The 12830-nt window shown below is 37.4% G+C and carries 15 protein-coding genes and 1 pseudogene; all 16 read right to left on the bottom strand.

Annotation, left to right across the window (positions count from 1 at the left end; all coding sequences use genetic code 11):
- Positions 1-204: hypothetical protein (locus tag ACTQ16_RS16100; protein WP_441938430.1), on the bottom strand; the 204-nt coding region annotated here is incomplete at its 3' end.
- A gap of 77 nt (positions 205-281) precedes the next feature.
- A pseudogene (locus ACTQ16_RS16095) lies at positions 282-374 on the bottom strand (glycosyltransferase); the annotation flags it as partial.
- 41 nt (positions 375-415) lie between these two features.
- Positions 416-1339, bottom strand: coding sequence for a glycosyltransferase family 2 protein (locus tag ACTQ16_RS16090; protein ID WP_441938428.1), 924 nt, complete (start codon positions 1337-1339; stop codon positions 416-418).
- A 405-nt stretch (positions 1340-1744) separates the two neighbouring features.
- Positions 1745-2941: a CapA family protein gene (locus tag ACTQ16_RS16085; protein WP_441938426.1), complete on the bottom strand. Its 1197-nt coding sequence runs from the start codon at positions 2939-2941 to the stop codon at positions 1745-1747.
- A gap of 4 nt (positions 2942-2945) precedes the next feature.
- Positions 2946-4385, bottom strand: coding sequence for a lipopolysaccharide biosynthesis protein (locus ACTQ16_RS16080; RefSeq protein ID WP_441938425.1), 1440 nt, complete (start codon positions 4383-4385; stop codon positions 2946-2948).
- Positions 4386-5630 carry a hypothetical protein gene (locus tag ACTQ16_RS16075; protein WP_441938424.1) on the bottom strand — a complete coding sequence of 415 codons (1245 nt, stop codon included), beginning with the start codon at positions 5628-5630 and terminating at the stop codon, positions 4386-4388.
- Position 5631: 1 nt separating this feature from the next.
- A complete protein-coding gene (locus tag ACTQ16_RS16070; RefSeq protein WP_441938423.1) occupies positions 5632-6585 on the bottom strand; it encodes a polysaccharide pyruvyl transferase family protein in 954 nt (317 codons plus the stop codon).
- Positions 6586-6602: 17 nt separating this feature from the next.
- Positions 6603-7295: a polysaccharide pyruvyl transferase family protein gene (locus ACTQ16_RS16065; RefSeq protein ID WP_441938431.1), complete on the bottom strand. Its 693-nt coding sequence runs from the start codon at positions 7293-7295 to the stop codon at positions 6603-6605.
- On the bottom strand, positions 7262-7552 hold the full coding sequence (locus ACTQ16_RS16060; protein WP_441938422.1) for a hypothetical protein: 291 nt from the start codon (positions 7550-7552) through the stop codon (positions 7262-7264). Before ACTQ16_RS16060 ends, ACTQ16_RS16065 begins: the two co-directional genes overlap by 34 nt.
- 155 nt (positions 7553-7707) lie before the next feature.
- Positions 7708-7977 carry a hypothetical protein gene (locus ACTQ16_RS16055; protein WP_441938420.1) on the bottom strand — a complete coding sequence of 90 codons (270 nt, stop codon included), beginning with the start codon at positions 7975-7977 and terminating at the stop codon, positions 7708-7710.
- Between the two features lie 594 nt (positions 7978-8571).
- Positions 8572-8712, bottom strand: coding sequence for a hypothetical protein (locus ACTQ16_RS16050; protein ID WP_441938418.1), 141 nt, complete (start codon positions 8710-8712; stop codon positions 8572-8574).
- Between the two features lie 105 nt (positions 8713-8817).
- Positions 8818-9063, bottom strand: a complete 246-nt coding sequence (locus ACTQ16_RS16045; RefSeq protein WP_441938416.1) for a hypothetical protein — start codon at positions 9061-9063, stop codon at positions 8818-8820.
- Positions 9064-9097: 34 nt separating this feature from the next.
- A complete protein-coding gene (locus ACTQ16_RS16040; RefSeq protein WP_441938414.1) occupies positions 9098-9295 on the bottom strand; it encodes a hypothetical protein in 198 nt (65 codons plus the stop codon).
- 223 nt (positions 9296-9518) lie between these two features.
- Positions 9519-10646: a glycosyltransferase family 4 protein gene (locus ACTQ16_RS16035; protein WP_441938413.1), complete on the bottom strand. Its 1128-nt coding sequence runs from the start codon at positions 10644-10646 to the stop codon at positions 9519-9521.
- A gap of 14 nt (positions 10647-10660) precedes the next feature.
- On the bottom strand, positions 10661-11086 hold the full coding sequence (locus tag ACTQ16_RS16030) for a sugar phosphate nucleotidyltransferase (protein WP_441938411.1): 426 nt from the start codon (positions 11084-11086) through the stop codon (positions 10661-10663).
- Between the two features lie 93 nt (positions 11087-11179).
- Positions 11180-12830, bottom strand: a 1651-nt coding sequence (gene tnpC, locus ACTQ16_RS16025; protein ID WP_441938409.1) for an IS66 family transposase, incomplete at its 5' end; no start/stop codon positions are given.

Here is a 12830-nt window from a genome sequence, read left to right as displayed (position 1 = left end):
CTCAACTGTCAAAGCGATAAACTCACCTTCGCCTAGCTTCTTGTTTTCATCTGGTTGAAGCTGATTTGAACGATATGATTTCTTAAACTCAATGAGCCAGTCATAATCCACAGCCTCATCCTTACAATACTTGCGCAAGCTACGACCTTTACGATTTTGGTTGTAATCCTGCATCACTTTTTCGAAATATTCCCTTGTTTCCATTATCAAACTGTTTTGATTACGGATGCAAAGGTAATATATTATATAGATACCGCCATACGGGCTAATGGTGATTTACCAAAAGTTTGAGCCAAAAGGCTATCCACACAACGTGCAAGATAATGTTCAGCCTTATAGACAGGTACTATTACACTTATCTTAGGATTAGTCATATAAACTTCGTTCTAAAAAACTCAAATACAGATTTGATTAATTATTTTTTTTCTATATATATCCTTAACAACCTATAAAAGACTCTATACAAGAATCCCATAGGAGTATATCTTGTCGTACAGAAAATTTTATGCAGCACTTTCAAATATGCCTTTATACCTCTAAAATGATATAAACGTCTCATAATATTTTCATACCTGTTTCCTGCAATCGAAAGAATACACATTATTTCCGATCCCATATATGGATTAGAGATACGATCAATCATTAAATTTAATATAGGAGCATAATTACGTTCTTTCGACTTGCCCGTAATACCATTTGGATTCTCTCTATAAATATAAGTTATATCACTACAGAACGCAATGGAATGAACATACTTAGCAAGCATGAAGTTCCATAACTCATCTTCATAAATCAGCCCTTCTTCAAAATACAATCTATTGTTTATAATCATATCTTTCCTAACAAGTTTGTTCCATGCCGTCATTGGTATAGCAAATCGCTTCAGCATAGTTTTCCTAATCCATTTAAAATTATTAGAAAACTCGGGAAAACGCTTGCCGGCAAGCTGCAACCATTTCCAAGAGCTTTTTGTACTTCCCTGAACAATATCTACTCCAGGATATTGTTCTAAAAGTCCCGCAAGTTTCTCTATACAATCAGGAGTTATTGTATCATCACTGTCGATAAAATATAGATAATCACCTGTGGCATGCAGTATTCCTGTATTACGTGCCCCAGACAAACCTTTATTATGATCATGATGAATAATTCTAAACTTAATCAAACCTTGATAATCTTTTATCAAATTGTTCAGCATGGTGACGCTGTTATCTTGCCCACAGTCATCCACAAAAATGCATTCCATCTCACCCTTGTAAGTCTGTGTTGAAATGGAGCCAAAACACTCCTTGATATATTGCTCCACATTATAAACGGGAACTATGATAGATATCTTCATTTTCTCTATAAGTTTTATATTTTAGAGTCTCTTGAACTATATATTTTTTAAAAAAGCCCTGGGGACTCTCACCCCAGGGAAGAAAAATTTTTCTTTCGATGACTCATGTAGCCTCTATAACAGCATAAAGAAAGTCTCTTGTCTGCTATCCCAAAGCCAAAGCATCAGAACAAACAGAAACAAGCCCTGACATATCGCCTGTAATACACAGACATACAACATCAAGAGTAAGAGCTACTACATTAGCTACAAGCTGCATTTTCCATGCAACTGTCTTTTTAGACCAAGCCCTCTTGAGCTTGATCTACAATTTGGATAAATTGTTTTTTTCCATTTTGTTTCAAACTGGGGATTTTTTGTTTAGTTTATGGCCAGTTGCCCCTCTTATCTATCTTGCCATATTCTTTAATAATAATATTCCATCTGAGGCTTATCTATCTTTTGCTTTGCAAACTTGTATGCTATAGTCTGCATATCCTTCCAAAGCGCATTTCGCTTTTCTGCATCCATTTCAGACTGCATCAAATCATACACAGGCACAACTTCTATTTTTTGTTTCTCTCCCTCTTGAAGAACAGACTTACAAATGGTATAAGAAGTCTTTGCTATTTTCTTATTTGCCTTATCCACATACACATGCCAAGCAACGGAATATTCTGACATTTTATCAAAAGGAGGAGATGTCACTCCAGTTGTGTCAAAGAAATTACCAAGACTATATGTCTCGACACAATTCTCTGAAAAATAGCTATTAGAAGTGCCATGCACTACATGCTCATGAGAACCGACAATGATATTTACCCCTTTCTTTCTCAAAAAATCGGCTATTTGCAAAGTTCTAGCTGTGGCTTTAGGATTGTATTGCCCCCCCACGTGCATATAGAAGACAATGATATCAACACCTTTCTTTTTAAGCTGCTTTATATCTTTGCAGATTCTAAGTTTTTGGAAATAATCTGCTTCTTTACGCTCATATACTTCACAACCGTAGTTTCTAAAGTGAAGGTATTGTTTTACCTTATTATATAGACGGGAAGCGAGTCCTCCTTGGTGACGAAAGCAGTAACGGCTGATGGGATTGCTCAACTCTTGAGCTTGCAGCATATTAACCATCCATCGCTCGCATCGCTTCAAATAATTATTATTAGCAAATGCGTTTGTACCATACGTATAAGACAAAAATCCTATCTTGAGCCCTTTTACATCCATACAAACCAATCTGTCTCGACTTTTAGAAGAAAATACTCCTGTATGCACGAGTCCAACAGAATCAAGACTCCTAACTGTAGATGCAATTCCAGCAGTATTTCGGTCTAAACAATGATTATTGGCAGTGGCGACAAAACCAAACCCCGCATTCTTGACCGCATGAGCAAATTCTATTGGAGAAGAGAAATTATAAAGGCGATTAGAAAGATCACTATCGTCAAACGAGATAGGAGTTTCTAAATTGGCACATGATAAATCTGATTCTCTTAACATCGGTAAAACTTTACAAAATGCACTATCAAAGGAAAAGCCATCCTTTTTCTTAAAAGCATCCAATAATTCCTTTTGACACATTACATCTCCAACAAATGTTAGTTTAATATACTCCATCATCACTCTATTTTTTTCTATTCAACATATACTTCACTTCGTTTAACTCCTTAAATTTGAAGAGATAAGCACCAGAAAAGTAAACTACACCACCTATAAAAGCGCCACCTAAGATTTGGACATAATTGTTATCTACAAATTGAGTATATCCCCAAACACACAGGAACATAACAGAAGATAACAAAAATGATGGCATGACATCTTTCAGTTGGGTCAACAAAGATACATTTATCAATTTGCTTGTATAATCGGTATTTACAACCAAAAGAATAATACTATACACTAAATTTCCCCAAACCAAAGCCATCACACTAATTGGCAATGTAACCGCAAGCATGATAACACCCAAAACTTTCTTTTGTATTTCTAATTTGAGGTATAAATCTGATCTACCACTAACCATCAAAAGGTTCACATTCAGGGAATGAATTGGATATAAGCATTTTTGGAAACACATAATCTGAAGAAAAGCTACACATGGTGCCCATTTTTCACCTACAAGAACTACAACCACAGGATAAGCAAGAGCAGATAAACCCAGCATGATAGGCATAACGACAAACGATAGGGTCTTTATCATCGTTCGATATTTCTCTGCCAACTTTTCTTTATCTCCTTGAAGTTTACTTAGTACGGGGAATGTTACTCCTTGTATCATTCCTGTTACCTGTTTGGAGGGTAAGTCTGCATATCCTTGAGCTCGATTATATTGTCCCAACTGTGCTGGACTATAATATTTACCTATTACAATAGGAGTGATATTCTGATAAACCTGATCTAAAATATAAGTACCAATAATCTTATTACCAAAATTCCAAAGATATTTGAAAGAATCTTTCGACCAACTTTCTTTTGGAATCCATCTTACAACAAGCCATGTTTGAATTAAACCCAACAAACTGGAAACAACACCCATAATCACTAAAGCCCATAAGCCATAACCCAAATAGGCAAATGTGATTCCAACAATAGAGCCTACAATTTTAGTTATCACTGAAATGCGAGCTGGCGTTTTGAAATCCAAACGTCTCTGCAATATTACCGACTGAGGAGTGCTTAATGGACCCCAGAGGAAAGTAAGAGCTGTGACTCTAATTAAAGGTTCCAATACTGGGATATTGTAAAATTCAGCTATCCACGGTGCAGCTATGAATATCGTAAGATAACATGTAATACCAACTAATATGCTATAATAAAAAGAAGTTGATAAATCCTTTTCTGTCAGCTCAGACTTTCTCACCAATGCACTGCTAAAACCCGCATCAATCAGCGTTCCCGCAACAGCCATGAATACAGCAGGCAGTGCAGTGATACCGTAATCCTCAGGCGACAACAAACGCGCCATTACGATACCGACAACAAACTGAAGACCATTATTGGCAAATTGATTGAAGAATGACCAATATAAACCTACTTTGGTTTTGTGCTTTAAGTTTTCTTGTTCCATTTATTTAATAACTTTCCTTACTAACTTTTTCAATTTTCTAAAACATTGTCTTATTAAAGAAGGTTTTGAGTATGTTTTATCGATGTCTATCGTATATATCCAATTATAATTAGGATTATTTTTTTCAATAAATGTATTATTTGACAGAATGAAATTTTGAATACTATGCCAATCGGAATGTAAATTAATAAAACGGCTCAAAGCATTTATCACTGTAGCTTTAAAATTGGCCTCTGCCGATTTTTTAACTTCAAATCCAAAATTTGCGGGATTTCCACCTGCCGCAATTATACCAAAAATTGTACGAATACATTTTTCACATTCACAACAATTATGACCACCAGTAGATATCCAACAAACTCGAAGATTAACTTTTTTGCTAGTTTGTTGAGTCTTTTCAACAATATATTTAATTTTATCCATACGTCCCATGAAATATCCATCATGTTTGACCTCAGAATTAGCCATTTTTAAATGTGAATCAATAACTGGATCACTTGCTATAACATAAGGAAACTCCCATGTCAAACTACTTGCTATATATATTACTCGCATTTGTTTCAAATACGCTAACGGAGCCGTGTGACCAATAATACCAATTCCATGCTGATATCCATGCCACCAACCATCACCAGATTTGGCACACAAACCACCCAGTTCTCCTTCATTAATAAATATGCGGAAATTAGATGTCACGAATTCAGGTTGTGGCAAATTAAATGTCTTGGCTGTTGATTCTACGTGCTCACTTACAACCTTCCAACCTTCAACATCAGACAATTTCACATCAGAACCACGCAGAGTAATCATAATAGGATTTTCATCCAAATGACGGAACAATGTTGTAAAGGCATCCACTCCGCCACTAAACAGTACTGCAGACTGCTTGGATGTCTCATAACGATTGTTTATGATATGATTGACTGTTACCTTTCCCTTGAACTCCAACATTCTAGAGAGAAGCATATAACCATGCTTTACTTCAAACAAACTATGATAGAATTCTTCATCCAATTCATTCAGTACCAGCTCCGCATCAGAGAGCCATGCTATAGGTAAAACATTGCAAACAAATGGAATAACCGCTATACTTTCTGGAACAGAACTTACATCTTCCATATATTCTGCCCAAAAGCATTTCTCGTCTTTATTAAAATACTTATTTATTTCACCCTCAATCGTATAATATACCTCGACCCTATTGGATGAAACAATTACTTTATCTACTTTTATTTTATTTTCCATTTTATAACTTTTTTATAGAATCAAGTTCATTTAACCAAGTATTATAAAAATTAACAACCTTACCAGACGTATTGTTTATTAAGTATATTTTCTTAGCAAGTAAAACTCCTAAAATTAGTACATGAAGACGAGTTGTATATATAGTATGATAAGGAGAAAGGAAAGATACTCCCATCTGCACATACTTTCGACGATAATACCAATTGCGTTTCCAATCTTCTAAACGTGCCAATATTCTATCTCTTAAACCACAAATTTTAAATATTATCCGTAAGAGATGGGTAAAACGCTCCACCATATCAAATTCACCATAATGATTCTCGTAAGTTGGCCAATCATGCTGCTCTGAATTAGCTGGTATTTTTACCATATTGGCATTAACCAATTCCTTGTCAGTTCGCTTCAAATAAAGAACCCGATTTTCATCTTCAAAAACCTTGTATTTTTTCAAATCAAGATAAAATGCCATATCAGGCAATAAAAGTACCTGATTTTTAAAATTCTCAGTCAAGAAGTTAAAAGAGACTTGCTCTCGAGCACAAATCGTCACATTCGGATGTGCTGCATAAAAGTCAACATCGCTTTGCAATAAACTCATATCTTCATAAAAGACAGTCTGAGGAAGTATAACGACCTTATTATCTGGATATAGCTTTATTATTTTCTTGCGAAATTCAGAATGTAAGCGATATAAGTCTCCAAAATTACCACCCCCGTGTAATAGAATAATAACATTCTTTGGCAACTTTCGATACCTAAAACTATCCTTACTGGCATAGTACAAGCATTTATATGGCACAGTCTTCAAGAACTCCCTTGTACCTTCCCAAATCAATGTATCACCAATATTGTGATGATAAGGTAAGTCAAGATAGACATAGTCATTATCTACTATAGGAGTCAACTCCTTTTGAATTTTCTCACGTAAATGATTTATCAATAAATTGGTTTGCATAATCTAAAAAGATTGTGCTACACCTCGATATTATTATTTTCCTTCAACCAAGTATCATAGAAGTTTATAACTTTACCAGACGTATTATTGATTAAGTGCATCTTTTTATTAAGTAGGACCCCCAGTATCATAACATGCAACCGAGTGGTATAAATAAAAGAATAAGGACAAAGAAAATCTATTCCCAGTTGAACATAGAATCGACGATAGAAATAATTACGTTTCCAGTCATTCCATCTTGCTATGCACTTATCAGAAAACTTCAAAACAGTCATCAAACGACAAAATATACCCAAAAGTTTCTCTATTATTTTCACCTTCATAAAGGTATATTCGTAAGTAGGCCAATCATGGACTTCTATATTTTTCGGAATCTCTATATCTCCACATACATCTGCCAACTCTTTATCGATACGTTTCAGATAAAGGACTTTACCCTTTTCCTGTCCTATCTTATATTTTTCCATATTGATAAAGAAAGCCATATCAGGTAATAAAAGACATGGATTCGAAAAATACTTTTTGATTAGCTCATATGAATATTGTTCACGAGTACAGATTGTCACATTCGGATGTTGAGCGTAGAACTCAGCATCCTCTTCTATAAGTTCCTTATGCTCATAATAAATAGTTTGAGGAAGTATGATAACCTTATTTCGAGGGTAGCTTTCTATTACTATCCTACGAAACTTTGAATGTTGGCGATACAAGTCGCCCAAATTGCCCCCCCCGAAAGTAAAATAACAGTATCTGAAGGCAGTTTTCGGTAACGAAAACTATCCTTGCTTGCATAGTACAAACATTTATAGGGCAATGTTTTTAAAAATTCTTTAGTTCCTTCCCATATTAAAGTATCACCGATATTGTCATAATATGGCAAATCCAATAATACATAGTCGTGGGTAATTAATGGCGTAAGAGTATCACTAATCTTCTTACGCAAAGAATCTACTAACGTACAGTTCATAATATATATTTTTTCAATAGTCTATTTCAAACTATTCAAAGCATTCAGCCTTAAACCTTTTATAATTTTCAGTTGAGCCGAATAAATTCTTAAAATTTTCTTACTTTTCCATAATCAATTCATCAAAAGCTTCTTGTGGATACTCAATTAAACAGTTAATCCAAAGGTATTATTTCATCCAAATCATATCCTTTTGTGGCTATATTGTTTGATAAAACAATCAATTCGCTCTCTTCAGATTCGTCTAGCAGTAAAACTGACTTAAACAACTCTCGTTGGTCTGGATGAAATTTCATATGCTCGTTGAGATATTTTTTCATTTCAGAAACACTTGAATCAAAACTAACAAAATTAACTGCAAGCCGCAAGATTCTTGGCTCAAACTTCTTCAAGAGTAATTCTACTCTTTTCTTATCTTCTTCCATAACTTCCATTGCTATTTATGTAACTATCTATTTGTAAGCATCCAACACCTATGACAATACAACTCTATCCTCTGTGTTTACTGGGGATACAGAATATTTTAAGAAATTGGATTTTTCTAATTGAACCACATTCTCAATAAAGTCCCTTATATTATTGCATCCAGAGCCTCTATCGGCAACCGTCTTCCGATATAAAGCTGCAGGATGCGTTGTGGGTGATTATGTAGCGCCCACACTACTAAAATAGTCTGAATTTGATATTATAAGAGATATTTCGAATCCCTCCGTCTCCCTTTAGCCAAAGGGAGCTCCACCTTTCTCACCAAGCCTCTCTTTCCTCAGGAACGAGAGGATGTAGCTGGCGACGCTATAGCTCTGCCAGAGTTTTGGTCAGCCAGCGGAGCCTGTGCCCTAAAGGGCTGGCTGAGAGTGCTTACGCAATAAAATTGCGATTATTAGACGCAACAGAGTTGCGAGTGTTTGTCGCCTAGCGGAAGACTTTATTTCGTATGATGCTCGATGAAACGATTAATCATTCTTGTAACAGTGACAGTTGACTGCTTATAATAAGCTATCACCATTATATTAATGATTTCACCATCCTCTTTGCTTTTTAATCTTTTCCATTGCCTGAGAATGAGAAAGACCTCTTCCCGAACGACTTTCCTTAATGGCGTACTCTGAAGCCATTTCTAAAACTTCATGAGGCATTTCATTATAATTGAACGTTCTCATAATTCTAATATTTGTAAACCACCAATACAGCGTCCCCACTATTTTTCAGCGGGTTAGCCGTACCAGTATTTTTGAACAAAGTTTTGATTTTCTAAAATTTAACAATCAAGCGACGGCTTGGGATGTCTTCGTTACCTCAGCATCCGTACCATCTTCAAAATGGCGAACATAGTCACATGGTAGGAACGAGGCATCAACCTTCTCGCCACAAAGTATGCGAGTAAGGATATCCTCAATGTACTCACAAAAGTTCACTTTGTTCAATTTGCAACTTTCCAACAACCCGAACATAAACGCCAAATTCTGGGCTGAGAAGTGACTTCCTGTCTGAAGCCAATTGCGTCTTCCCATTGCGATATGTCTAAAACATCTCTCTGTATCATTATTACAACTTTTGGATAAAGCCATTGAAAGCATCTTGCGATGGCTCCTGTTGTTTCTCCTGTAAAGGATAGTTCTTCTTGTACTGGATGAGCCAGTCATAATCGACTGCTTCATCTTTGCAATACTTACGCAGGCTACGTCCCTTTCGGTTCCGGTTGTAGTCCTGCATCACCTTTTCAAAATATTCTTTGCTTTCCATTTTATATGAATTTTAAAACGGTTCAAAGATAATATTTTTCATTCAACCCACCTTACGCTGTATTGGTGGTTTACGTTTTCATCAACCACATCTATTATCTTTTTGATTAGATCTTTCATAATTATCTCCTATCTTATTTTTAATGAATCGTTTTTTCTATGTCCATGACGGCATAACAATATACCAGTCATGGACTGAAATCTTTGGTTGTATCATAGGAATATTATCCTATCACTTCTCGAAATCTATCTCCCAAGGCATCCCAGCTCATTCTTTCCTTGTACATCTCGACTGCCTTTTCTTGCATATACTGCAACTTGCCCTTGTCTGCAAGAACTTCAAGAATCTTATTGGCAAAATCATCAGGATTGCTGTCCATTGGCAGACGATAACCATTTTCACCATTTAACACATAATCACCAATGCCTCCTGTATCAAACGTAATGCTAGGAATGCCATAGGCTGAGGATTCACAGAATACGATCCCAGCACACTCTGCTCTCGTAGGGAGGATGAAGATATCGGCCTGCTCACGAAGGCTTATCATTTTCTGGGCCTGCTCTGGAATGTTACGATTCAAGAAACCATAAAACTTGATGTTCTCGTCCTTTATCTCGTAAGGTGGCTGACAACCTACGAAATGAAGCACATATTTTCTTGAAGTATCTTTCTTATTGAGAAGCTTGGTACACTCCACTGCTATCTCGCCGCCCTTGCGTTCCCATTCTACACCTACAAACAACAGGTTCACAAGACTCTCGTCGTGAGGTTGCTTCTTGAATTCCGCAGTATCTACACTTGCGCCAAAGTAACCGAGATGGCATGTTGACTCTGGAATATGGTAAAAATCCACCGCTTCACGCATAGCCCAATTGCTAGCAAACACATTTACATTGCAATTCTGCATTGCTCTACGCTGAACCTCATTGCCATCTTTGATGTTCGCATCCGTAAGGTGGAAGAAATAATAATCTACCATCTGATGGAAACAGGCATCACTGAAATATACTCTCTGAGGTATGTCGGTCTTGGCATAAGCTGCAAGATTACTACCACGGAAAAATACTACATCATACTTTTTCCTTGCCAAAAGCTTGTTTACTCTTCGACCTTTCAACTTAGCATAAGTCGTGGTAAAACAAGGATCGTTGTGTTTGCCCAGCAAACGCCAAAAAAATTTATAGGTGAGACGAAAGAGTTTTTCCGCCTTCGTTTCCTGCAACCAGATGGTCTCTACATCGTAATTGCGCTTCAACTGTTGTACCAAGTTATATGGAGTACCCGACCAAGAACGTTTGTCTTCAGGGTTAGCACCATCTATATAAACTAATGTTTTCTTATTGTTTGTCATCGTTTTTATCTTATTTATCTTACAAAATTAGTTATACAATTTCTATAGGCTTGAGGAATTCCCATATCAAACATCTCTCCGTCCAACTGTACTCCCATCAATCCATATTTACCTCTCACTTGTTCCAGGGCTGTGGTCAATTCCACCTCGCCTCGTTCGCTTACCACGCCATCGTTGATGTTCTTTTTCAACTGCTCGAAGACTTCTGGAGTCAACACATACTGTCCGAAGACCGAATAGTATCTCTGTTCTCCGTTATGCATTTTAACGGCAAGCTGGTCTTCCGCATAAGAAACTTTTGGTTTCTCACAGAACCGTGATATATTCATCACTGTCTCATCACGATTTTCCCAACAACCCGACATAATGCCATAATAACTTACGTCCTTCAGAGGTATGGAATGTATAGCAATCATCGGCTTGGAATACTTGTAAATCACCGTTAGAACGTAACTACTGATTTTCAGCAGTTAGCACATCCAACAATTTTTCAAAAAAAGCATATTATTAATTGGTATTGCCAGAGCTGCCTATTAGGCAGCCTTGACATTCACCTTTTTGTTCGAGTTATAATTACATGGGATTAGGGACATGAAGTCTTGCTCCCCCTCCATCAGTCGGGTGAGTATATCTTCTATATAATCGCCAAAATTAATGTCATTCAACTTGCAGCTCTCAAAAAGTGAGAACATAAAAGCTATGTTTTCCGCACCTAAATGGCTACCGGTATGCATCCAGTTTCGCCTACCCATAGCCAAGTGGCGGAACATTCGTTCGACCGCATTGTTATGCATCTCGACACGACCATCCTGCAAGAACACCTTGAAGGCCTTCTCGTCATCAAGTACATAGTTGACTGCTCGCTGAACCATTGCACCATAAGAAGAATCAAGCTTGATCTTCTTTAACAACTTCATCAACTTGCCAACAATCGATGCACTGTACTTAAGTCTAAATCGGCGTCGCTGCTTAGCTGTATGCTTGCGTATCTTCGACTCTCGCTCTATCTGGAAGAGGTAGTTCATCATCAAGATGATTACACGCACACGATGGTCAGAGATATAAGCATCCACAAAGCGATGGCGGGCATGGAACCAGCAAGCTGTACGCACCAGTCCCATTTCCTCCAAATCCTTCTCAATTGTCTCATACAAGACAGCCCTGTCTGCAGTAAACACCCTTATACAAGAGTCCTTGAAGATGGCGTCTTCCTGCACACTGTGACTACGGCTACCCTCCTTATATTCCATCACACAAAGCTTGGCTTCCATGGAGAGGGCAGCATGGATGTACTCCACATTGTACTTAAACTTGTCTTCCTTACTCTCACGACTGCGAACCACGATTCTTGACTCGTCATTCTGGGTATAGACACACTGACGGATACGCTCAAGCATCACAGGCCCCAAGCGTTCACGAAGATAAGTCATGATTTGCTGCATCCAACCGTTCAAGGTTGACTGAGCTACCTTCATACCCATCTGTGACAACATATCCAACAAGCGGTTTTCGGAGAGATGATAGGCAAACTTCGACTCCAGATAGAACCTACAGAAGGATGGCATCAAAGGATTACCCTTGATGATACTCTGAGGATACTTGCTGCTCTGAGGATCAGAGCCAGGTACATTAAAGCGTGCTATCTTGTATTCCTTACAATAAACCTCTTGTTTCTGATAGAAGAACAGACGGACTACCCACATGTCCTTCTTACCCTTACGTATGATAACCTTTGCATTCTCAGGAAGATCAGATTTATCTATACCGAAGGACTTCAAGACCCTAGCTGTTGTTGTATAACGCTTGCGAGGGAGTTGACTATCTGATTCCTGCTTTTCTTTTTCTGTTTTCTTAGGCAGTTTTACAGCTGGTTGCTCTGGGGCTGAAGATGCCTTAGACTCTTCAGCCTTATGCTTTTCATCCAACGCCTCGTCAGCAGCATCACTGATTTTCTTTTTCAATCCATCAAGCCCCAACTCATTGACCTCAGCATCGGATGTATCCAATACACCATTCAAGAGCTTGGTCAAATCTGAGTTATGAGCAAACTTTCTATGAAGGAGAACCTCGATGATAGTTTTATAATCAACCTGAGCCTTGTCTGCTATATCCAACAAGGCATTTGCCTTTTCATAATCATCTGCCTTGGAATGAAGTCGAGATACCTCTGCCCGTAAATCTGAG

It is taken from the genome of Prevotella sp. LCP21S3_D2 (assembly GCF_052118345.1).
Lineage (GTDB): Bacteria > Bacteroidota > Bacteroidia > Bacteroidales > Bacteroidaceae > Prevotella.
This window is presented reverse-complemented; position numbering and strand designations above follow the sequence as displayed.